This window comes from bacterium, from assembly GCA_039961635.1.
Taxonomy (GTDB): Bacteria; 4484-113; 4484-113; order JAGGVC01; family JAGGVC01; genus JABRWB01.
Genome location: JABRWB010000031.1, coordinates 1 through 22221, shown reverse-complemented (window position 1 = coordinate 22221; position 22221 = coordinate 1). Strand labels below are relative to the sequence as shown.

Genomic DNA, 22221 nt, shown 5'->3' with positions numbered 1-22221 from the left:
CCGTGATCCATCGTTTATACATTGCCATACTCGTTTCGGTATTCCTGGCGGCTTTTATTTGCACAGGTATTTTTGCTCAATCCGATTTTTCTTCTGCCGAGTTTTTTGTCGTAATCAGGAACACGGCGGGAGGGGAAATAACCGCGGTCAATCGGCTTGGCGGGGGCGAAGCCCTGCCGCTGGGAAAGGTGTTGGCGCCCTGCGCGACCATCAGCCAAAACGGATTCACCGCAAGCGGCTGGGGTAAAACGGGTTGCATTACGGGAACCGCTGTCAACGCGATCCATTGCAAGGTCGGGCAAAATCCGGAAACGGGTTTCGGTAAAATTTTTTCGATTTTGCCCGTCGAGTTCGCCAACTTTGATCCGACTAATTACTTGAGCTATTACAACAAAGAGGCGAGCATCTTCACCGACCTGCACGCCGGAGGCGATTTATTCGGAGGAGGATTCGCACCCAAAGTTGGCAGCCCGTTCTTGATTTCCCCCGCGGAAGAGCCGGACGCGAAATTTGCTGAAAAGGTCGTTGTTCCGGAATTTGTAGCCGGATTCGCGAACGCGTCGGGTTTTTTTGCCTGTCCCTTGGACTATACGCCCAAGGTGGGCGACGTGATTGCGATAAAGGTATCGCCATCGGAAGGAAGGAATATCGAGTGGATCGAATTCGAAAATAAATTCGGGGGATTTATCTCCGTCAAGTACGCGGGCGACGAGCCTGTGGTGCTCGGGCAAGTATACAAGCCGGTATTCGGGGTAGGTAGATTCGAAGGGACGGTTTACTGCGGACCGGGACGGATCCGCGCCAATCATCCGGGCGTGATTGACATTTCCACTTCTCCATTGGGCCAAATCGGGGGTATTCAGATTATTCCGCTTGAGCACGCGATGAGCCCCGAACTCAAATACGCTCGGGTTCTTACCCAGTGGATGGTGGTTGGGCCGATTGATCCGAGGCAAAGCCCTGTCTGGGAGGGGCTTTCGCCGTTGTTTTCCGGCGAGATTTATCCGAGTTACATTCCCGTGGAGGACAAGCGCTTCGGCGATTTGGACGTGTTTCTGGGCAGGTTTCAGATTGTTGTCCAAATGAAAGGCGGCGATGGCTGGCAGCTAATGCCGATTCACATCGGAAGGGACGATGAAGCCCTGCTGGGTCTGGAAAAGCTTAAAATCCTGTTCCCGCTATAGCAGGCTATTCCTGGTAATCTTCTTCCGCCGTCACGTTTCCGGTTTCGTCATAGTCGGTTCTGCACTTTACGCGTCTTCGCGAATCGAACTTGTATACGGAGCGCGAAACTACTTTCCCGCTTGAATCGAGCTTTTCGGTTTCCAGCAGGTCACCGTGCTCGTTGTACTTGTCTATCATTTCGAACTGTGGTTCGCCGTTGGCATCAAAGAAGTATGCATGCCTTACGCCTGACAATGGATATTCGTACTCGATTCGTTGAACCAGCTCAAGTCTTTCGCCGTGCTCGGTAACCTTTTGGTGCAGCTCCCACAATAGAAATCCACGCTCGTTTCGCTTCTCTTCAATCACTTCGACAGGCTTACCCGAAGCGTCGAACCTGTGCAGGCTTTTGCGGCCTCCGCCAAGGTCGTTTATGACGGTATGGCCTTTCCTGGCATCTTTGGCGTCGAAGTTGGCGATTCTGATGAGCGCGCCTTCGGGCGAATACTGAAGTTCCTCGCGCGTGGTCAGCGTCCCGTCGGCCCGCAGCCATAGCCTGCGAAGATGCCTTCCCTCGGGATCGACCAGCACCTTGACATAGGATCGCTTGGGCAGCTCGTGTTCCTCATATTCGTAACGCAGGCGGTGAAACCGGACAAAATACTTGGCGCGTTCTCCCGCCGCGTGCATTGATTTGGCTTCGCTGTTGGACATCACGTCCAGATTATAGCCAAAAAAAAAAATCGGTGCATTTTTGAGATTCGTTCACAAGCCGATGGAAGGCATAGGCGGCTTTCACTTTGCCCGCACTTTGGTCATCGTCGACAATAGTCATGGTAGCATTTCCGCAGCATTTCCGCGGCCGTCTTTGGCGGACGCGACCTATGGAGAATGAACATGAACGCAAAAGCCATCACCGAAGCTCTTGGACTGGCGCAAGTCGAATCCGGCGCGTTTTGCGGCGATTGGTTCGGGTCGGGCGACGTCCTTGATGTTTTTACGCCGATAGACGGAAGCAAAATTGGCGGCGTCCTGCAAGCGACGGAGTCGGAATACGAGAGCGTAGTTTCTTCGGCTCAAAGAGCTTTTCTGGACTGGCGAGAGGTTCCTGCGCCTAAGCGCGGCGAGGTCGTCCGGCGTATCGGCAACGCCCTCCGTGAAAAAAAGTCCGAACTAGGCGCGCTTGTCACTCTCGAAATGGGCAAAATCCGCGTCGAAGGCGAGGGCGAAGTTCAAGAGATGATTGACATCTGCGATTTCGCGGTTGGGCTTTCCCGCCAGCTTTACGGTCGTACGATGCACAGCGAGCGCCCCGGACACCGGATGTACGAACAGTGGCACCCGCTCGGAGTGGTCGGCATCGTCAGCGCGTTCAATTTTCCGGTCGCGGTTTGGAGCTGGAACGCGGCGCTTGCCTGGGTTTGCGGCGATGCGTGCTTGTGGAAGCCGAGCAGCAAAACTCCGCTTACGGCCATCGCTTCTACGAAAATCGCCGCGAAGGTCTTTGAAGAATGCGGATACAACCCTGCGCTGGCGTCGCTTGTCATCGGAAGCGGCAAAACTATCGGCGAGAAGTTGATAAACGACCGGAGGATTCCGCTTGTTTCTGCAACCGGCAGCTGTGCGATGGGCTACCGCATCGGCAAGGTCGTCGGCGAACGGCTCGGCCGGACCATACTCGAACTCGGAGGAAACAACGCGATTATTGTCACTCCCAGCGCGGATATGGAGCTCGAGGTGCGGGCCATTCTGTTCGGCGCGGTCGGCACCGCGGGCCAGCGCTGCACTTCGACAAGGAGGATAATCGCACACGAATCCGTGATCGAGTCGCTTTCCGACAGACTGGTGGCCGCATACAAACAGGTGCCTATCGGCAATCCGCTTGAGCCTGGCACTCTGATGGGGCCGCTTGTCGAGCCGAAGGCAGTTGACACGATGATGACCGCCATCGAGAGGGTTAAAAAGTCCGGCGGCGAAATTCTGTATGGAGGCGAGAGGCTTGTGGGAGACAAGTATCCCGGCGGCTGCTACGTGACGCCTTGCATAGCGCGCGCCGAAAATCACTGGGATATCGTCCAGGAGGAAACTTTCGCGCCGATTCTTTATATGATTCAATACAAAACCCTGGATGAGGCGGTCAAGCTCCACAACTCGGTTCCGCAGGGGCTGTCAAGCGCGATATTCACTACGAATCTGCTCGAGGCCGAGCGGTTTTTATCCGCTGCGGGAAGCGACTGCGGAATTGCGAACGTCAACATCGGGACGAGCGGAGCGGAAATCGGCGGCGCGTTCGGCGGCGAGAAGGAAACCGGCGGCGGCAGGGAATCCGGCAGCGACTCCTGGAAGGCGTACATGCGCCGCCAGACGAACACGATAAACTGGAGCAAGGAGTTACCGCTCGCGCAGGGGATTAAGTTCGGGTAGGACGCCGCGAGCCAATCAGCTATTTTGACGTCGGCCTGAATCTCGACGCCGCCCAGACAAGCGGCCGGGGCAGGGTGTTCAGCATATTGACGGCCAACCTGTATCCCCATCCCGGCACGACGATTGTCCGGCCGCGCGGCATTCCGCGCGCATCGCGTCGGCTCACTTCCCTAAGCGACGTCCGGACGACGAAATCCGCATTCAGCCACCATCGCATTGGCACTTGTTTCTTGTCGAATCCCGAAACCGCGTGAAACTCGGTGTGCGTGAAACCGGGACAAAGCGCCTGGACGTACACACCCGTGCCCTTAAGTTCCAACGCCAGCGCCTCGCTGAACGCCGCTTCGTACGCCTTGGTCGCGTGGTAATTGACGGTGCCTGGCGCGGGAACGAACGCAGCGACGGAGCTGACATTGACGATCGCGCCGTGCCTTTTCTCGATCATGCCCGGAAGCACGGCCCTGGCGAGTTTCATTGGCGCCAAAACGTGAGCTATCGTTTGTTTCTCGAGTTGTTCTCCGTCCGCGTAGGTCAGCTTACCCGGCACTCCGAATCCGGCATTGTTCACAAGAATCGAAACGTCGTTGCGGGACTCGATTTCGCTGCAAAGAATTTCGAGTGCCGCGGGATCGGCCAAGTCGCACGGCCGCGCCTTTGCGGCCACTCCGAACTCCGCTTTCAACTCGTCGGCCAGCAGTTGCAGCCTGTCGAGCCTCCTTGCGATGAGCAAAAGGCCGTACCCTTTCGAAACGAGCTGGCGGGCGAATTCCGCGCCGAGACCCGCCGACGCTCCCGTGACAATTGCAATTTGCTTGTTAATCGAGTTCATCGCATTCGCTTATAACACCGCCGCCGTTTGCGCTGCGGAGCCTGCGGCGGCAATTGCGCACTTGCAATCGGCGCCGCGTTAATCTATCATTTGAGGTTCCCGCAAGGGAAAATCCGTATCGGAAGTGAATTGGATGTCAACGCCCAAGCACAGCGGAATGAGTTCGGACCGCTTGATGAACAGAATCAGGAAAAGAGGCCAGACATGGCTCGCCTGGTTCGCCGTAATCTTCGTAATTAGCGTGTTCGCCGGACTCGGCGGTCAGTACGTGTTCAATGTGAACCGAACCGGCGTACCGGGCGCAGCTGCCGCCGGAATGCCGGAGCTCATTGCGGAAATCGGAGACAGCAAGGTCAAATACGACCGCTTCAACGAGTTATACAACAACGCTCAAAAGAATCGTGAAGCGAATCCTTCACAAGGCAAATCGCCGCAGGACGACCTCGACCTAATGAACCAGGTATACAAGGCAGTTCTTGCGGACGAAGCAATCCGGGCGTATGGCAAGCGGCACTCCATCAAGGTCGGCGAGGATGAAGTCCGCAAAGCGATTGAAACCGCCAAGGCGCAGTTCAAAAAGGACTCTTCCGACAGCAAGAAGCCCGATACGATTCTTGGGGAAATCCGTCAAAATCTTGAAAAGGGCGAGGCGGAACACGCTGCGTTTCTTAGATTTTTGGAGGCGCAGGGTTGGGACGAGCAGAAGTTTTACGAAATAACCAGGGACGAGCTGTTGCTGGACAAGGTGAGAAAAAACATCGAGGAGCAGATTTCGGAGCGCAAATCCTCGCTAGTCGAGTTGGTAAAGAAAACCGTGGACGACCAGCTTGAAGGCGGCACGGAATTCGCGGATCTCGCAAGGCTGTTCAGTTACGACTTTTATTCGCGCGATGAGGGTGGCGAAGTGCCGTCGCCTCTCGGCCTCGGATTTTTCAGTGAAAATTTCGACAAGGAAGTTTTCAGTCTTAAGAATCCGGGTGATGTAACGCCTTGGTTCGAGAACGAATATGGATTTGAAAAAGTGCAACTAATCGAGAAGATCGCGCAGACCAAAGACAAGAAGCAGGAAGAAATACTGGACGACCTTAAAAAGGAGTTCCGCCGCATAAACAAAAAGGAAGATTCTTACGAGCCGACCGAAGAAGAGCTTGCCTGGACTTACGAGGCCAAGTATACGAAAGTTAAAATCCGCCATATAACGCTGAACACGCAGGGCACATTCGACAGATATCTTTACGAAAACAGGCTGGCAAAGGCGTTTCCGTTCAGCGTGAAAGATCCTTACATCAAAGGTTACCGCGCCATGCAAGGCGAGCCAAACGTCCAGCCGGAGCAGCCCGAACCCGAAATCGAAGCAAAGCTGCACATTGTTGCGGAGGAATTCGGTATTCTGGAGGAAGGCAAGATTCTGCCCGAAAGAATCAAAGAAGCGATTTCGCTTTTGAAGGAAGGAAAGGGTCCCAAGGCGGCAAGCTGGTACGTGCCGGCGGAAGGCGAGGATGCGGAAAAAGCCGCGGCCGAGCCGTACGTCAGTTCGCCGCCGTCCATCGAGGATGAAAAGGGCCCGCCGCGGTACGAGGAGGCGGTGCTTGCATTCGAGGAAGCGCGTGACGTAGTTTACAAGGAGAGCGCGCAGTCCTATTACTTCGTCGCCTGGTGTTACGACACATGGCGAAAGGACGAGGCGCACAAGTCCGAGCTGAAGAAAACCGCAGAGGAACTTGATGCCTTGATCGAGAAAGGCTACAGGGACGCGATCGCAAAATACGAATATCAGCCCTACTATCATCTGGCATTGGCGGAGTTCCTCTCCGAAAAGGGTGACAAGGAGAACGCGGTCGCCGCCGCCGATCAAGCCCTCAAGTATGCCGGTTACGACACAACCGTTTTGACGACTATTCGCGGCTTGTTCGTGAAGCTCGAAGAAGACCAAAAGGCGGACGAAGTCAAGGCGCGCATCGACCAAGCCCAGAAGAAGCAACGAGAGCTTCAACAAGGCGCCGGCGGCACTTCCATTCCCATCACCATCCCGCCTCCGGAATCGTCGGAAGGCGATGGGAAAACAATCGAGGTCGAAGTTCCTGCGCCAAGCGGGGAGGGCGGCGAATAATGACGGTCGAGGCCGGCCGGGATTGTTTGCTATTGTTTGCTTCCGGGTATTAATTTGAGTCTCCGCCGGACATCCATGCCGCGCCTTGCCGAGGAATTCGATTGGCCGTTGATTTTATTTTTGGTACCGCGGGTGTGCCCATTACGGTGCCTTCGGGCGACAGTCTGAAGGGCATCGCGGAAATACGCGCCCTCGGGCTTGACGCGCTCGAACTTGAATGGGTGCACGGCGTGCGGCTGAAAAAGGAGAAGTGCGCCGAATTCAAGGCGGCCGCCGCAGAAAACGAAGTCGCACTAAGCGTTCACGCGCCTTATTACATCAACCTCGCCGCGAAAGAGCCCGACAAGCTCGAGGCGAGTATCGGCCGCATCATCCAGTCCGCGGAAATGGGAGAGATTGCAGGGGCCACCGATATCGTTTTTCATCCGGCGTTTTTGATGCAGCGGGAGCGCGACGAGGTGGAAAAGCTCACATTCAAGGCATTTTCGGAAGTAATCAAGCAGTACGAAAACAAAAAGCTTAGGGTTACTCTCAGGCCTGAGCTTACGGGCAAGGATGCGGCATACGGCCGGCTCGAAGAAGTGATTCGAATGTCGAAGGAGTTTCCGCATACGCAACCCTGCATAGACTGGTCGCATCTCCACGCGCGCACCGGCGGCAAGTGGAACAGCTACAAGGAATGGTGCAAGGCGCTGGAAATGATCGGAGACGCGCTCGGCGAGGAAAAAGGGCTGCGAGCAATGCACATACACCTCTCCGGCATCGAATACTCGGACAAGGGGGAACGCGAGCATATGCCCATCGAGGAAAGCGATCTCGAGTGGCGCGACCTGTTCAAGGCTCTAAAGACGTTTGGTTGCGCTGGGCGGATTATTTGCGAGTCGCCTCACAAGATAATGCACGAGGACGCTTTGTTATTCAAGCGTACAATGGCCGAGACTAAGGCCGGCCGTAAACAGAAAAATTAGCAGTAGAATGTGAATATCGGCCTTTATTTTCACACGCATCAAGAACGGGGTTTCGAAAATTTGAACTTTGCGGATTGCATTGCGTCTTCGTTTTGCTATAATCGTCCCTCGCAGCCGCCTACTACTCGCGACGGTTACAGCGCGAGCCGGAGGAGTTGATGCACCGTTTCACCGCAGCTTGGCTGCTGGCCGCCTTTGCGGCTTCGGCGATAAGTTTGTTCCCACAGGGAAGCTCCCTGCACGCGCAGGAGCAGGAAGCCGAAGCGCGGATATATTTCACTGTCGCAGATTCAGGAGCAAATGTTCGCTCCGGCCCGTCATCTTCTTATGAAGTCCTGACCGCTTTCGAGCCAGGTGTTCTGGTATACAAGGTTAGAACTGAGAAGTCCTGGATTTTGGTTGCCACCGTCTCCGAGGAAAACAGGATCGAAGGATGGGTATGGAGCAAGCTGCTCGTTCCCTCTTCGGGTCCGAACGGGGATGGTGTCCAAGCCGAGAGTGATGGTCAGCCTGCTGAAGAAGGCGATTCCGGAAAACCGGATACAACGGATAAGCCGGCCGAATCTGAAAACGCAAAGCCATCCGCGGAATCGCCCGCGAATGCGATAGTTGTCAAACAAGGCTCCGAGCCTGCCCCCGCATCGCCCCAAAAACCGGAGAAGGATTCGGGCAAGTTCGATTCGTTTACGACGGCTGCCGTGGAAGGAAGCGACCTGATTGCGCTTATCACGGCTGAAAACGTGAACCTTCGAGCGAAGCCGAATCTGCGCTCGGATGTAATCGGCAGTGTGACCACGGGCGAAAAGGTATACATTGTTGAAGAGCGCAAGCCTTGGTATTTTGTCAGTATTCCGGGGCAGGGCAAACGAGGATGGGTATTCGGCGATTTCGTGAAGCAGCTCGACTACGTCGTGATAACGGGCGACGACGTGAATTTGCGCGAGAAGCCGTCCGAAAGCGCGAAGGTGATCCGCAAGCTGCCGAAAGGCTTAAGATTCGTCAAGAAATCGTGGCTGAATAATTACGTGTTGGTCGCGAGCCCGGATAAAGGATACACAGGCTGGGTGCACCAGCGTTACGTCCGAATAGACAAAGCGCAGGAAGCACCGACGTACGTCGTTTCGGGCGACTCGATCAATTTCAGGAAGGATCCAAGCATAACTGCGGACGTCCTCGACCAGCTTGACGCGGGTGTGAAAGTCAAGGTGCTCGGCCGCGAAGAGAAATGGACGCTCGTAAAATACAACGGCAAAACCGGCTGGATGTACAGCGAGTACCTTAAATCGGAAGCCGACTTTCTCAAGCAGGGCGGACTGCGCGGTGTAAAGCGCAGTTTGGGGGCGGATTTGATCAATCGTGCGCTGTCTCTTAGGGGCACGCCCTACAGATGGAGCGGAGAGTCGCCGGGCGGCTTCGATTGCAGCGGTTTCATTTACTACCTGATTCAGACCGCGACCGGCGTAAACGACCTGCCGCGATCGGCCGCGGATATGTATCGCGACCTCGGTGTTTCGGTGGACAAGGAAGATTTGCGTCCGGGGGATCTGGTCTTCTTTACCACATACAAGGCCGGGGCGAGCCACGTAGGGCTTTACCTCGGCGACGGCGACTTCGTGCACGCGTCCAGCGCACAGGGCGAAGTGACGATTTCGAACATGAGCGAGGGCTATTACAAGGAGCGCTTCATCGGTGCGAAAAGGGTGGGGAAGAAGTAGCTTTGTTTAGTGCAGGCTTGTTTGTCTACCCCGCCTCGACCGCGACCCCCGCAGCGACCGGCTCGAACCTCGCCTGGAAGAATCGCAATTCCGACGGCTCGTAAATCATTTTCAGCCCGCCGATATCCGCGCGGCGCTTGAAGACCTCTATCACGCTTTCAGCGGTGTAGTCCATATGCGACTGCGTGTAGACGCGGCGCGGAATCGTGAGCCGGACGAGTTCCAGCTTCGGCCTGCGGTTCAGGCCGTCTGGCCCGCGGCCGGAAGATACGTTTCCGCGCTCCATCGAGCGCACTCCGCCCTCGAGGTAAATCTCCGCGGCAAGTCTCTGCGCCGGATATAGATCCTGGTCAACGTGCGGCAGAAACCGCTTCGCGTCAACGAACACCGCGTGACTTCCGACCGGCAGGACAATCGGCACGCCCGCTTCGTGGAGCTTAGTCCCCAGGTATCTGGTTTGGCCGATTCTGTATTCAAGATACGCTTCGTCGGTCACTTCCTGAAGCCCGATGGCAAGCGCCTCCATGTCGCGCCCGGCCATTCCGCCGTAGGTGTGCAGCCCTTCGTACACGACCACCAGGTTCATCGCCTGCTCGTAGAAATCCTCATCGTTCATGGCAAGGAATCCGCCGATATTGACCAGGCCGTCCTTCTTTGCGCTCATCGTGCAGCCGTCGGAGTAGGCGCAAAGCTCCCGTATGATTTCCTTGATCGTCTTGCCTTGATAACCCGGCTCGTTGCGCTTGATAAAGAACGCGTTTTCGGCGATGCGGGTCGCGTCAAGCATCACCTTTATCCCGTGCTTCGTGCAAAACTCGTACACTTCCCGCGCGTTTTGCATCGAGTACGGCTGGCCGCCCGCCATATTGACGCTCGTTTCGAAGCTTAAGTACGGAATCCTGTCCGCGCCGACCTTTTCGATCAGCTTCTGCATTTTCTCGATGCTGACGTTGCCTTTCCATGGAAACGTGTTTTGCGGATCGTGCGCCTCGTCCACGATCACGTCCACGAATGTTCCGCCTGCAAGCTCCTGATGCAGCCGGGTCGTCGTGAAGTACATGTTTCCGGGGATGTAATCGCCTTGCTCGATGAGGATCCGGCTCATCAGGTGTTCGGCGCCGCGGCCCTGGTGTGTGGGGACGAGGTATTTGTAGCCCATCACGTCCTGCATGGACGCGACCAGGTTGTAAAAGTTGCGGCTGCCTGCATATGCCTCGTCGCCCAGCATAAGCCCCGCCCATTGTCGGTCGCTCATGGCGGATGTCCCACTGTCCGTGAGCAAATCTATGTAAACGTCCTCGCTCCGAAGCAGGAACGTGTTGTACCCGGCATCCCGAATGGCGCGTTCACGCTCCTCGCGGGTGGTCCGGCGGAGCGGTTCGACCGATTTGATCTTGAACGGCTCTGGAACGTGCCTAATCGCCATCGGATGCCTCCAAAAAGTGATATGTACGAGCCAAGCCCCTTGAAAGCCGCATTATAGCAGGCGGCTTATCATATAGTATCCTGCAAAACGGCGCATTTCATACTGACTGTTGACATATTCTTGTTTTTTCCCAGTAATGACACGCAGCCAGATGGCCCGGCGCGACTTCGGCCAGTTCCGGCTCCTTCTCCTTGCACAGCTCGGTCGCGTACGGGCAGCGCGTATGGAACCTGCATCCGGACGGCGGATTCGCGGCGCTCGGCACTTCGCCCGTCAGAGGGACGCGGTTCATTTTTACTTGCGGATCGGGGATCGGCACCGCGGAAAGCAGCGCGAGCGTATATGGATGCACCGCGCCGCCGTAAATTATGTCGCTCGGCGCGAGCTCCACGATTTTGCCCAGATACATAACGGCCACGCGCCGCGATATCTGGCGCACAACAGCCAAGTCGTGTGCGATGAATAGATAAGTCAGCTCAAGCTCTGCCTGCAGCCGCATAAGCAAGTTGACTACCTGCGCCTGGATCGAAACGTCCAGCGCGGACACCGGCTCGTCGCATACGATGAGCTTGGGCGAGAGCGCGAGAGCCCGCGCGATTCCGATGCGCTGGCGCTGGCCGCCGCTGAACTCGTGCGGATATCGGCCGTAAGCGTCTTTCGGAAGTTCCACGGTTGCGAGCAATTCCCGCGCGCGCTCCGCGCGTTCGCGCGCTGTTCCTACGCGGAATACGTCCAGAGGTTCGCGTACGATTTCACCTACGCGCATCCGCGGGTTGAGACTTCCGTGCGGATCCTGAAAGATAATCTGCATCTCGCGGCGCTTTTCGCGCAGCGCGAGGCCGTCCAGGCCAGTGATCTCCGCGCCGTCAAGCTCTACCTTCCCCGCGGTCGGCTCGATCAGCCGCAGGACAAGCCGCGCTGTCGTGGACTTGCCGCACCCGCTTTCGCCCACCAGCCCGAGAGTTTCGCCGCGGGCTATGTCAAACGATACGCCGTCCACCGCACGCGTCCTGCCGACGGTCTTCTGGCCGAAAATCCCGGCGCGGATGGGAAAATGCTTGACCAGGTTTTCGACGCGGAGCAGGATGCCGTCCTTTGCGGTTGCCGCAGGAATTGAAGTGGCGCTCAAGTCTTTGAAAGTGTATCATGCGACGCCCCGTATCCGCGGGAGCCAAAAGAAAGGAGCAAGCCATGCCGGAGGTTATTGACAAAGACGCACTCAGAAACTTTATATTCGAAAAGTGGTGGGGCGAGAAGCTGTGTCCGATTTGCGGGAAGGAAGAATGGCATTTCGGTGACGCATTCGGTATGTTCCCGTATCGACCTGACGGGGCGTTCGTGCCCGGAGGTGTTTTGCCCGTGGTGCCGCTGGTATGCGGCGAATGTGGATTTACCGCTTTGTTTAATCCCTACATTACAGGATTTCTAAAAGCTTGAATCCGCCTATTTGATTTAAAATCCCGTTATACTTGCATGGGCTAATTCACTTTGTTGATCGCCTTTTTGTCCGCGTTCAGCGCGGCTTCCTTGATTGCCTCGCTCAGCGTCGGGTGAATACGCACCGCGGCCTGGAAGTCTTCAAGGCTCGCCTGGAATTCAAGCGCAAGCGTCGCATCCGCAACGAGATCGCTGGCATGCGGGCCGATTACGTGCACCCCGAGCAAATCGTCGTTTTTCGCGTCCGCGATAACCTTCGCCACCCCCTCGTCTTCGCCCAGCGCCATCGCCTTGCCGCTTGCTTTGAAGCTGAACGTGCCGGTTTTGATTTCGAGTCCTTGGGCCTTCGCCTCCGGCTCGGTCATTCCGACGCCCGCGATTTCGGGACTGGTGAACACCGCGTACGGGATCGCGGCCTTGAAGTGCGCAGGCTTGCCATCGGCCAGATGCTCCGCCAGCGCGACGCCCTCGTGTGACGCCTTGTGCGCCAGCATCATCCCGCCGATCACGTCGCCTATCGCATAGACGCCCGGCGCGGTTGTTTCAAGCCTGTCGTTTACTTTCACGAAACCTTTTTCGGTTTTTTCGATTCCGGCCTTGTCCAAATCGAGTCCTTCGGTAAATGGAACGCGGCCCGTCGAAACCAGAACCTTTTCGACCGTACGATGTTCCTCTTTGCCGTCCTTGCTTTCGAACGTCACTTGAACGCCGCGCGCGCCGCCGTAAACGTTTACGTTTTTGACTTTGTGCTCCAAGTAAAACTCGATTCCCTGCTTCTTGAATTCGCGGTGCGCGATTTTGACTATGTCCGGCTCCAGGCCGGTCAATATCGAAGGCAGGATTTCCACTATAAGCACTTCGCTGCCCAGCCGCTTGTACACGCTCGCCATTTCCATCCCGATATACCCGCCGCCCACTACAAGCAGGCTGCGCGGCACCGACGGAAGCGACAGCACGTCATCCGAAGTAACGACGTTGATGTCGTCCACGCCGAGCGAGGGAATCCGCATCGGCGCGCTTCCGGTTGCAATCACGATTGTGTCCGCGGAATACTTATCCTCCCCGTCCTTGGACTTAATCATAAGCTCATGCGGCCCGATGAACCTTGCTTCACCGATGATCCCGTCAGCGCCGTTTTTGTCCAACAGAACTTTCACGCCGGAAGTCAGCTTTTTGACGACGCCGTCCTTGCGAGCCATCATCCTTTCGAAATCCAGTTTGACCGAATCCAAGTCGATGTTTATTCCGTGATCGGCAAGATGCGCAAGCTCCCAGTAGCGCTTGCTGTCGTCCAGCAATACTTTCGACGGAATGCAGCCGACGTTAAGACATGTTCCGCCCCAGTACTTTTTTTCCACGCAAAGCGTTTTCTTTCCGAGCTGCGCGAAGCGAACTGCACATTCGTATCCGCCCGGCCCGCCGCCGATTACAATCACGTCGTATTTCTTAGGCATACTTCTCCCCTGCGGCTAAACGTTAAGCAGCAAAAGCTCCGGCGTTTCGAGAAGCCGCTGAATTTCGCTCCTGAACTGGATTGCGTAAACTCCGTCGATCAAACGGTGGTCGAACTGAAGCGCTAGGTACATCATGTCGCGGATGACGATCTCGCCGTCGCGCACTACCGGACGCTTCTGGATCGCGTGAATTCCAAGTATCGCCACCTCTGGGTAATTTATGATCGGCGACGAAAGAACCACGCCGTAACCTCCCGCGTTGGTCAGCGTGAAGGTTCCGCCCGAGATGTCTTCCATCGTCAATTTGCGCTCGCGCGCCTTTTGGCCGAGATCCGCTATCTCCCGCGCGATTTCGATTATTGACTTCCTGTCCGCGTGCTTGATGTTCGGAACCACGAGCCCCGCATCGGTATTCACGGCGATTCCGATGTTGTAATAGCGTTTGTAGACGACTTCGCTTTCGGTGATGGAGGCGTTGCAATTCGGGAATTTCTTGAGCGCTTCCACCGCGGCCTTAACGAAGAAAGGCATGAAGGTAAGCTTCACGCCGTACTCTTTGAGCACTTCTTCTTTCGCCGCTTCCCTGAACTTCACCAAATTGGTGCAGTCCATATCGCCCACGTCGAGCGTGTGCGCGGCGGTGTTTTTGCTGCGTTGCATCGCCTGGGCGATCGTCTTGCGGATCGGTGTAAGCGCCTGGCGCTCTTCGGGATAATCCGCCGAGCCGCCCGCAACGAATTTCGGCGCGGGAGCGGTTTTGTATTCGTATGCCGGAGCGGGCGGAACCGAAGCAGCCGCCGCGGCGGCTGTCCGCCTGTAACTCGGATCGGCCAAAAACCTTTCAACGTCGATTTTGCGGATGCGGCCGCCCTCGCCGGTTCCGGGAATTTGGTTGACGTCCAGTTTGTATTCCTCGATCATCCTGCGCACGGCGGGAGACAGCCTGTCCCTGGCTTCCTCGCCGGAGGCCGTTGGAACCGGTGAAGGTGTATGAGCCGGGGCAGGTGATATTTCAGCTTTTTGAGGAGGAGCTGGTGCCGCGGGCGGCTTCGGCGCCTCCGCGGGCTTCGCCGCGGCCTGGCCGAGCATGCTCTCGTCGAACGACTCACCTTCGAGTGTGATTATCCCCAAAAGCTGGTCGACTTCAACCGTAGTCCCTTCCGGAACTAGAATCTTCGCAAGCGTTCCGGTTGCGATACACGGAATATCCAGGTTGATCTTATCCGTCTCTATTTCGAGCAGCGTCACGTCGCGCTCAACCTTGTCGCCCTCGGCGAAGTGCCATTTGCCGACGACGCCTTCGACTACGCTCTCCCCCAGCTGTGGAACTCTGATTTGAACTGCCATAATGCTCTCCTTGGAAAGCGGCTAAACGAAACCGTCTAATATTCGACCAGCTTCTTTGTTTCCTCGTAAATCCGCTCCACGCTGGGGAGGTAGAACTCCTCCATCTTGGGATGGAACGGATGCGGAATATCCAACCCGCACACGCGCACGATCGGGCCGTCGAGATATTCAAACGCCTGCTCCGCGACGATGCTGGCAATCTCGCCGCCGACGCCGCCGGTCTTGGGGGCTTCGTGTACGACCACGACTTTGCCGGTCTTTTTCGCGCTTTCAATGATCGTGTTCTTGTCCATCGGAAGCAGCGTTCGCAGATCTATGACTTCCGCTTCGATTCCTTCGCCTGAAAGCCGCTCGGCAACTTTCAAAACGCGCTGAAGCATCAGGCCGAAAGCGATCATCGTCACGTGCCGTCCTTCGCGCCGCACTTCGGCGGGGCCGATCGGCGTAACGTAATCGTCGTCCGGAATTTCTTCCTTGATTGTGCGGTACAGTTTTTTATGCTCGAAATAAAGCACCGGATTGTTATCGCGAACCGCGGCCTTAAGCAATCCCTTCGCGTCGCGCGGGGTTCCGGGACATACGATTTTGAGTCCCGGTACGTGAACGTACCAGGCTTCAACCGACTGGCTGTGGTACATCCCGCCTCCGACGTCTCCGCCGTATGGAACGCGAATGACGAGCGGACAAGCCCACGTTCCGCCCGTGCGGTAAAAAATCTTCGCCGCCTGGTTTACGATTTGGTCGTGCGCGCCGTGAATGAAGTCCGCGAACTGGATTTCGCTGATCGGACGCATACCCATCAATGCCGCTCCGATGCCCGCGCCCACGATTAAACTTTCCGAAATCGGCGTATCCAGGCAGCGGTAGAATCCGAATTCGTCCTTCAGCCCTTTCGTCGCCTTGAAAACGCCGCCGTAAATCCCGACGTCCTCGCCCATCACGAAAACGCGCTCGTCCCGGCGCATCTCTTCCCGCTGCGCCTCGACAATCGCATCTATGTAAGTTGCCACGTGACCCATTTGTTGCTCCTAGATTTCCTTCGCGACGACTTTGTCGAATTCCGAAAGCGGGTTTACGAAGTCGTCCGGTGCGTAAACATTTTCAAGGCAGACTTCAGCCGGTGATTCCGGGCTGTCTTCGGCGAACTTGACGGCGTCTTCTATCTCGGCTTGAATCTCGGCCTTGATCGCGTTCATTTCATCCGAAGTCATAACTTTGTTTTCAAGCAGGTACGCTTCGAACCTCGGAATCGGATCGAGCGCCATCCAGCGCTTCAACTCATCATCCGGCCTGTAAGTCGCCGGATCGATTTCGCTGTGGCCGTACCAGCGATAGGTGTCGGCCATGATCAGCGTCGGCCCGCCTCCGTTGCGCGCCCGCTCAATAGCCTCTTCGTAAACGCAAAGCATCCAGATTGCGTCGTTTCCGTCCGATACGCGCACGCCCTCGATTCCGTAACCCTCGGCGCGCTGCTCTTGGTTGGGGTTGCCGCTCTGGATTTCCAGCGGCACGCTTTCCGCGTACCAGTTGTTTTGAATCGTGTAAACAAGCGGCAGCCTGTGTATCCCACAGAAGTTGAGGGATTCGTGAAAGTCGCCCTTCGAGGTTGCGCCTTCGCCTGTGAAACAAAAAGCCACGTTTTTGATTCCGCGCATTTTGTACGAAAGCGCAGCCCCGGTCGCCAGCGGAACCTGCGTCGCAAGGCAGGTGCAAGGCGTGATCTGGCGCACGTCGGTCCATCCGAAAAAAACGGGGTGCATGACGCCCCGGTCCTGGCTTGTGGATTTGGTGTAGACTTGCGCGAAGAGGTATTTGGTCGGCACTCCTTTGCCCACCATACAGCCCAGCTCGCGGTGCGATGGTCCTATGAAATCGTCCTTTTCGGCAAGGAACGCCGGAACCGTCGTGGTGCATTCCTGGCCTATCTGGCTGAAGTATGTGCCGTAGTACCTTCCCTGGCGGAACAGCTTTCGCATCCGGTCATCGATATCGCGCGTCAGCCTCATCACGCGGTAAAGCCCGCGCAGCTGCTCTTTGCGTTTCGGCGTGAGCTTGAAGCTGTCGCGGTACGGCCCGCCGAGGGTTGCAGCCTCCACCGGCTCTTTCACCGCAGTATCGCCTGTATCTTTTTTCGCCATATTGACTCCTGAAACTGATGTCTGCGCGTTCACGCGCCCGTCAAATGCCGCCGGCGGTAACGCCCAGCGACTGGCCGAGCCTGCCCGCGATTTCGTCGAGCTGCGGAACCGTATGCACCCGCGCCGGACATTCGTCCGGAATGTCTTTGTGTTCATAGTCGATTCTGCTTCCGATGTCTACGGTCATTTCACTGCCCAGCCCGTAAGTGTGAACGACCTTCGCGACGTAGCAGAATTCGGGCGTGCAGAGGCTTCCGCAATCAACGAGCCCGTTGTCTACGATACCGCCGAAAAAGTCCATTCCCTGCGATTCCAGAAACTGCTTGGCATCCTCGAACGCGTTCATCGGCTCGAGCCCGCCCATCGAAATCACGACGAACGGTTTGCCCTTTAGCATGTTCTTCCACTTCGCGTCTTGGGCGAACAGCTTTTCCCAGTACGCCCAAGCCGCCTTGCCGTCGCGCTGGTATCGAACCGGCGTGGATAGCACAAGCGCGTCCGCCTTCGCGACCTTGTCCAGCAATTCTCCGAGGGAAACCTTGTCTTCCGCGCCGCCGAAGCAGTGCACAAGCTGGCCTTCGTCGGGAAAGTCGATCGCGCCTTCCAAAGTCAATAGCTCGAACGGGGCGGTCGTTCGTATAAGGAAATACTGCAGGATCTTGATGCTCGAATGCTCGAGCTTTTCGCACGCGGCTAAACCGATTATCTTCATTATGCTTGCTCCAACGGCCGGAAACCCCCGGAAGGCCGAACCCGGCCTGCGAGAATCGAAGCAGGAATTATAAGCGACCCCTGCACGGCGGTCAATCCCGGCCGCCAAGAGGTACCCGCATCGACCGGTTATTCATTCATATTATTTCAGCGGCGGGATAGTTATTTTCGAATCAAATTTGCGCGGTTATCAACAGACAGCATTGGCAGCCGATTGCCGTTTAGGGCAATGATAGAATCGCCCCGATTCCGGGTTTGGAGGCATTTCGATGGGGCAGCGAAAGTTTGGGGCAGGCGTGTTGAAGATGGTGAAGGCGGGGCGCGACATCCGCGCTTCGAAACTCGCGGCCGAGGGCGGCAGGCGCGTTGACTGGGCGGCGCGCGATATGCCGGTGCTCGCTTCGATCCGCAAGCGCTTCGCCAGGTCGAAGCCGCTCGCCGGCCAGCGCATCGCGGCCTGCCTGCATGTCACCACCGAAACGGCCAATCTTGCGCTTGCGCTCGCTGCCGGCGGTGCCAGAGTCCGGCTCTGCGCTTCGAATCCGCTTTCCACGCAGGACGAAGTCGCCGCCTGGCTGTCCGCGCAGAAAGGAATCGAGGTCTACGCCATCCGCGGCGAGGACAGGAAAACGTATTACGATCACCTAAGAGCGGCGCTCGAATTCGCTCCGACGATCACGATGGACGACGGCGCGGATTTGGTCACGCTGTTGCACAAGGAATATCGCGAGTTGATTCCGGGCATAATCGGCGGCACAGAAGAAACGACGACGGGCGTAATACGGCTGCGCGCGCTCGCGGACGCGGGAAAACTCGGCTACCCGATAATCGCCGTCAATGACGCGCTGACGAAGCACATGTTCGACAACCGCTACGGTACCGGCCAGAGCACGCTTGATGGCATCCTGCGGGCGACGAACCTGCTTGCCGCGGGCCGCACCGTCGTCGTCGCCGGCTACGGCTGGTGCGGGCGCGGATTCGCGATGCGCGCGCGCGGCCACGGCGCGCATGTGATCGTCACCGAGGTGGATCCGACGAAGGCTCTCGAAGCACATATGGACGGATACGCGGTAATGCCGATGGCGCAGGCCGCGCCGCTTGGCGACCTGTTCGTCACGCTGACCGGCGACATAAACGTAATAGACCGCCGGCACTTTCTTAAGATGAAGGACAACGCGGTCGTCGCGAACAGCGGCCACTTCGACGTGGAAATCAACTTGAAAGCTCTGCAGCAACTCGCCGTGAAGAAGGCGACGCTTCGCCCGAACTGCGACGAATACACGCTCAAAAACGGCAGGCGGATAATCGTCCTTGCGGAGGGCCGCCTGGTCAACCTCTCCGCGGCGGAAGGCCATCCGCCGAGCGTAATGGACATGAGCTTCGCCAACCAGGCGCTCTGCATCGAGTACATCGCAAAGGGAAAGCTGTCGAAAGGGCAGGGCGCGGGCGCGCCGCGCGTCATCCCCGTGCCGCAGGCGATCGACGAGCAAGTGGCGAAGCTCAAGCTTGCCGCGATGAGGATCAAGATAGACGCGCTGACCGACGAGCAGAAGCAATACCTTGCAAGCTACGAGCTGGGGACGTAAACATAAACGTACGGGCGGGGTTTACCCCCGCCCAGATTTTTTGTATTCTGTTCGTGTGTCGACTCGCAAGACACCTCGTACTCTGCCGATTCCTTACGATTCCGGCGGATTGTTTTTCCTGACCGCATGCTGCCGGGATATGCAGCCTTACCTTGATACTCCTTCCGCACGGGACATCGTTGCCGATGAAATCAGATATGTATCAAACGGGAAGCCGGGATGGGTTTATTGTTATGCTGTGTTGCCGGACCACTTCCATCTGTTGGTCCTGCTGCCAAAGCATGTTTCGCCTTGCGACTTAATCAGATTGATCAAAGGAAGAGCTTCGGCAGGCTTAGGGAAACTGGGCCTGCGAAACGTATGGAATAGAAGTTTCCATGACAGAATGATTCGGAATGAAATGGAGATGAAAGAAACAGGGCGGTATATCCTGGATAATCCGGTTCGTAGGGAGCTTGTTTCAAAGCCGCAGGAGTGGCCTTGGTGCGGCATTCTGGATTGGAAAGGTTAGATCATTAAGGTGGGCGTGGGTAAACCCCGCCCGTACGGATTTATGTCTGAACGCAATACACGTTTTGAACCTGTTTCAATCGCGGCCATCATTATCGCGGCCTTATTGCTTGCCATCAGGATTTCCTCCGCGTTTTCTTCCGCGCCTTCGTTCGAACAATCCTTTGAAGGCAAGACCATCTCCGTCCAAATAGGCGACATGTCGGTGCTGTCGCTCGAATACCGCGACTATCCGGGGCCGCTTGCGCATGTCGCGTTCATCAACGTGCACGAGGACGAGACCGCCGCGCTCGCGGCGGGGCGCGCGCTCGCGGAAAAGCACGGCGGGCGCGTCGTCGCGCTCCACTACGGCGGCGGCCGGCGCATTCAATTCGCCTTCCGCGGCGCGATGTACGTCGTCGACGCGAACCGGATTTACACTCCCGCAGGCCGCGCCGCCTCCATGCGGATGATTCCGCTTAACCGGGAGATTGGCGGCGGGCGGACGAATGCCGATGCCGCGGCAACCGGCGCGGGCCGCGCCCAATCCGGCTCGCGCCAATCCTCGATCGAAGATCCCGACGACGTCCTTCCATCCGTTACCGAACAGCAAATCGACAGCGCTGCGCCCGGCGTCACCGATTCCGCCGCGCTTGCCGAGATGCAACGCTTCGCCGACCTTGTGCTGGCGTCGCTCGAAGGCTTCGAAATCGTCGTGGCGCTCCACAACGACAGCGACGGCGGCTGGAGCGTGGATTCCTACCTGGACGAGCCGGACAGCGCCAGCGCCGTATACGTTGCGATGGACACCGACACCGACGACTTTTTCATCGTCACGCAGCGGGCGGACTACGACGCGATAACGGCGCTCCAGATGAGCTGCGTCCTCCAGAACAACGGTGCAAGCCCGGACGACGGCTCGCTGTCGGACTACTTCCGCTCCTCGCCCGTGCGGTACATCAACTGCGAGGCCGAGGACGGCGAGGCGGAAAGGCAGGGGAGGATGCTTGAGGGGTTGATTCCGCAGCTGACTCCTTCAATTCAGCCGGAAACTACAAAATAAAATCCGTACTCAAAAAGCTCGACTTCCTGTTCCGCGTGATGTCCGTCAGCATCGCCTTGTTCGCCTCGGTCGCCTTCGCGGCGACCAGCGTGCGGATCGAGAACGCCCGCAGCGCGTCGCTCACCGACAGCGTCCCCTCCGCAGAGTCCTTGCGCCCGGTGAACGGGAACGTATCCGGCCCGCGCTGGCACTGGCTGTTGATGTTCACCCGGCACACCTGGTTGACTAGGTGGTCCGCTAGCTCCGCGATCCGCCCGCCGTCGCTTCCGAACAGGCTCACCTGCTGGCCGTAGTCGCTCTCCTCGACGTACCGGATCGGCTCCTCGACGTCGTCGAACGCCGCGACCGGAACGACCGGCCCGAACTGCTCTTCTCGCGCCACGCGCATCGTCGCCGTGACCGGATACAGAACCGCCGGCGAAAAGAACGTCCGCTCGATTTTTCCGCCGCCCGCGTTCGCAACCGCCGCGCCGCCCGCCTTCGCATCCTCGACAAGCTCCGCCAGGTATTCCGGCTTGCCCGGCTCCGGCAGCGGGGTAATCCGCGCTCCCTCATCCCATGGCATCCCCGGCTTGAGCGCGTTTACCGCATCGCAAAGTTTCGCGACGAACGCGTCCGCGATGCTTTTGTGCGCGTAAATCATCTTTATCGCGGTGCAGCGCTGGCCGTTGAAGGACAGCGCGCCGAGCACGCATTCGCTGACCGCCAGATCCAAATCCGCATCCGGAAGGACAATCGCCGGGTTTTTCGCGTCGAGGCCGAGTATGCACCGCAGCCGATTCGGCTTCGGATGCGATTTCTGGATCGCGTTCGCCGCGCGGCTCGTCCCGATGAACGCGAGGACGCTCACCTTCCCCGTCGCCATCATCGGCGAAAGTATCTCCCGCCCGCGGCCGTACACGACATTGACTATGCCCGGCGGGAAGGAGTCGCGGAACGCTTCAAGCAGCGCGCCGAACAAAAGCACGCCGTACCGCGGCGGCTTCATCACGGCGGTGTTGCCCATTATCAGCGCCGGAATCAGCGTCGTGAACGTCTCGTTGAGCGGATAATTGAAAGGCCCGGCGCACAGCACCACGCCAAGCGGCGCGCGCCGGATCATCCCGATTATCCCCTGCTCGATCGCGAACCGCGACCCGGCGCGGTCCACCTCTTTGAGCGCGTCAATCGTGTCCCGGATGTAATCCAGAGTGCGATCGAACTCCTTTTCGGAATCCGCAAGCGTCTTGCCGATCTCCCACATCAGCAGCCGCACGACCTCGTCACGCTTCTGCGCCATCCGCGCCGCGAAATCCGCGACATGCGCGATCCGATCCGCGACCGGCATCGTCGGCCACGCGCCGCGGCCGTTTCCATAGGC

At 57.5% G+C, this 22221-nt stretch carries 19 protein-coding genes; 9 read left to right on the top strand and 10 right to left on the bottom strand.

Annotated elements, in window-relative coordinates; genetic code table 11:
- The first annotated feature begins 2 nt into the window (after positions 1-2).
- Entirely contained in the window at positions 3-1184 is a 1182-nt protein-coding gene (locus HRF49_04775; GenBank protein ID MEP0813959.1) for a hypothetical protein, read from the top strand.
- A 4-nt stretch (positions 1185-1188) separates the two neighbouring features.
- On the opposite strand, the gene HRF49_04770 is transcribed toward HRF49_04775, so the two are convergent.
- Positions 1189-1878: a hypothetical protein gene (locus tag HRF49_04770; GenBank protein MEP0813958.1), complete on the bottom strand. Its 690-nt coding sequence runs from the start codon at positions 1876-1878 to the stop codon at positions 1189-1191.
- A 177-nt stretch (positions 1879-2055) separates the two neighbouring features.
- Between HRF49_04770 and HRF49_04765 the strand changes: the two genes are divergently transcribed.
- Entirely contained in the window at positions 2056-3588 is a 1533-nt protein-coding gene (locus tag HRF49_04765; protein MEP0813957.1) for an aldehyde dehydrogenase family protein, read from the top strand.
- A gap of 19 nt (positions 3589-3607) precedes the next feature.
- Here HRF49_04765 and HRF49_04760 read toward each other — a convergent pair whose 3' ends face one another.
- Positions 3608-4417 (bottom strand): SDR family oxidoreductase, encoded by an 810-nt coding sequence (locus HRF49_04760; GenBank protein ID MEP0813956.1) that lies wholly within the window; start codon positions 4415-4417, stop codon positions 3608-3610.
- A 175-nt stretch (positions 4418-4592) separates the two neighbouring features.
- Here HRF49_04760 and HRF49_04755 point away from each other — a divergent pair, with 175 nt between their 5' ends.
- The 3 genes from HRF49_04755 to HRF49_04745 all read left to right on the top strand — a co-directional run bounded on the left by HRF49_04755 (position 4593) and on the right by HRF49_04745 (position 9210).
- Entirely contained in the window at positions 4593-6527 is a 1935-nt protein-coding gene (locus tag HRF49_04755; GenBank protein ID MEP0813955.1) for a SurA N-terminal domain-containing protein, read from the top strand.
- A gap of 101 nt (positions 6528-6628) precedes the next feature.
- Entirely contained in the window at positions 6629-7495 is an 867-nt protein-coding gene (locus HRF49_04750; GenBank protein ID MEP0813954.1) for a TIM barrel protein, read from the top strand.
- A 158-nt stretch (positions 7496-7653) separates the two neighbouring features.
- Positions 7654-9210: an SH3 domain-containing protein gene (locus HRF49_04745; protein MEP0813953.1), complete on the top strand. Its 1557-nt coding sequence runs from the start codon at positions 7654-7656 to the stop codon at positions 9208-9210.
- Between the two features lie 25 nt (positions 9211-9235).
- On the opposite strand, the gene HRF49_04740 is transcribed toward HRF49_04745, so the two are convergent.
- Together HRF49_04740 and HRF49_04735 are read right to left on the bottom strand one after the other, a co-directional pair.
- Entirely contained in the window at positions 9236-10636 is a 1401-nt protein-coding gene (locus tag HRF49_04740; protein MEP0813952.1) for a tyrosine phenol-lyase, read from the bottom strand.
- A 97-nt stretch (positions 10637-10733) separates the two neighbouring features.
- On the bottom strand, positions 10734-11720 hold the full coding sequence (locus HRF49_04735; protein ID MEP0813951.1) for an ABC transporter ATP-binding protein: 987 nt from the start codon (positions 11718-11720) through the stop codon (positions 10734-10736).
- 107 nt (positions 11721-11827) lie between these two features.
- Here HRF49_04735 and HRF49_04730 point away from each other — a divergent pair, with 107 nt between their 5' ends.
- Positions 11828-12073, top strand: coding sequence for a hypothetical protein (locus HRF49_04730; GenBank protein ID MEP0813950.1), 246 nt, complete (start codon positions 11828-11830; stop codon positions 12071-12073).
- Positions 12074-12114: 41 nt separating this feature from the next.
- Here HRF49_04730 and lpdA read toward each other — a convergent pair whose 3' ends face one another.
- From lpdA to HRF49_04705, 5 genes are read right to left on the bottom strand one after another with little or no spacing between them, the layout of a single operon-like run.
- The gene (gene lpdA, locus HRF49_04725) at positions 12115-13527 is read right to left on the bottom strand and encodes a dihydrolipoyl dehydrogenase (protein ID MEP0813949.1); all 1413 of its coding nucleotides are present in this window, start codon (positions 13525-13527) and stop codon (positions 12115-12117) included.
- A 15-nt stretch (positions 13528-13542) separates the two neighbouring features.
- Positions 13543-14874, bottom strand: a complete 1332-nt coding sequence (gene sucB / locus HRF49_04720; GenBank protein MEP0813948.1) for a dihydrolipoyllysine-residue succinyltransferase — start codon at positions 14872-14874, stop codon at positions 13543-13545.
- 35 nt (positions 14875-14909) lie between these two features.
- Positions 14910-15893 carry an alpha-ketoacid dehydrogenase subunit beta gene (locus HRF49_04715; protein MEP0813947.1) on the bottom strand — a complete coding sequence of 328 codons (984 nt, stop codon included), beginning with the start codon at positions 15891-15893 and terminating at the stop codon, positions 14910-14912.
- A gap of 9 nt (positions 15894-15902) precedes the next feature.
- A complete protein-coding gene (locus HRF49_04710; protein MEP0813946.1) occupies positions 15903-17012 on the bottom strand; it encodes a thiamine pyrophosphate-dependent dehydrogenase E1 component subunit alpha in 1110 nt (369 codons plus the stop codon).
- Positions 17013-17052: 40 nt separating this feature from the next.
- Positions 17053-17724: a hypothetical protein gene (locus tag HRF49_04705; GenBank protein ID MEP0813945.1), complete on the bottom strand. Its 672-nt coding sequence runs from the start codon at positions 17722-17724 to the stop codon at positions 17053-17055.
- A gap of 304 nt (positions 17725-18028) precedes the next feature.
- Here HRF49_04705 and HRF49_04700 point away from each other — a divergent pair, with 304 nt between their 5' ends.
- From HRF49_04700 to HRF49_04690, 3 genes are all read left to right on the top strand, one after another.
- A complete protein-coding gene (locus tag HRF49_04700; protein ID MEP0813944.1) occupies positions 18029-19309 on the top strand; it encodes an adenosylhomocysteinase in 1281 nt (426 codons plus the stop codon).
- A 109-nt stretch (positions 19310-19418) separates the two neighbouring features.
- Entirely contained in the window at positions 19419-19820 is a 402-nt protein-coding gene (locus HRF49_04695) for a transposase (GenBank protein ID MEP0813943.1), read from the top strand.
- A 42-nt stretch (positions 19821-19862) separates the two neighbouring features.
- Complete coding sequence (locus HRF49_04690) at positions 19863-20861, top strand: hypothetical protein (GenBank protein MEP0813942.1); 999 nt, start codon at positions 19863-19865, stop codon at positions 20859-20861.
- Here the strand turns inward: HRF49_04690 and HRF49_04685 are convergent.
- Positions 20851-22221 (bottom strand): NADP-dependent glyceraldehyde-3-phosphate dehydrogenase (locus tag HRF49_04685; protein ID MEP0813941.1); only part of this gene is annotated, 1371 nt, incomplete at its 5' end. The two genes, HRF49_04690 and HRF49_04685, sit on opposite strands and share 11 nt — an antisense overlap.

Coding starts and splice junctions, on each gene's coding strand:
- HRF49_04770 (MEP0813958.1), bottom strand. CDS start 1,878: ATGTCCAACAGCGAAGCCAAATCAATGCACGCGGCGGGAGAACGCGCC.
- HRF49_04765 (MEP0813957.1), top strand. CDS start 2,056: ATGAACATGAACGCAAAAGCCATCACCGAAGCTCTTGGACTGGCGCAA.
- HRF49_04760 (MEP0813956.1), bottom strand. CDS start 4,417: ATGAACTCGATTAACAAGCAAATTGCAATTGTCACGGGAGCGTCGGCG.
- HRF49_04755 (MEP0813955.1), top strand. CDS start 4,593: ATGAACAGAATCAGGAAAAGAGGCCAGACATGGCTCGCCTGGTTCGCC.
- HRF49_04745 (MEP0813953.1), top strand. CDS start 7,654: ATGCACCGTTTCACCGCAGCTTGGCTGCTGGCCGCCTTTGCGGCTTCG.
- HRF49_04740 (MEP0813952.1), bottom strand. CDS start 10,636: ATGGCGATTAGGCACGTTCCAGAGCCGTTCAAGATCAAATCGGTCGAA.
- HRF49_04730 (MEP0813950.1), top strand. CDS start 11,828: ATGCCGGAGGTTATTGACAAAGACGCACTCAGAAACTTTATATTCGAA.
- lpdA (MEP0813949.1), bottom strand. CDS start 13,527: ATGCCTAAGAAATACGACGTGATTGTAATCGGCGGCGGGCCGGGCGGA.
- sucB (MEP0813948.1), bottom strand. CDS start 14,874: ATGGCAGTTCAAATCAGAGTTCCACAGCTGGGGGAGAGCGTAGTCGAA.
- HRF49_04715 (MEP0813947.1), bottom strand. CDS start 15,893: ATGGGTCACGTGGCAACTTACATAGATGCGATTGTCGAGGCGCAGCGG.
- HRF49_04710 (MEP0813946.1), bottom strand. CDS start 17,012: ATGGCGAAAAAAGATACAGGCGATACTGCGGTGAAAGAGCCGGTGGAG.
- HRF49_04705 (MEP0813945.1), bottom strand. CDS start 17,724: ATGAAGATAATCGGTTTAGCCGCGTGCGAAAAGCTCGAGCATTCGAGC.
- HRF49_04700 (MEP0813944.1), top strand. CDS start 18,029: ATGGTGAAGGCGGGGCGCGACATCCGCGCTTCGAAACTCGCGGCCGAG.
- HRF49_04690 (MEP0813942.1), top strand. CDS start 19,863: ATGTCTGAACGCAATACACGTTTTGAACCTGTTTCAATCGCGGCCATC.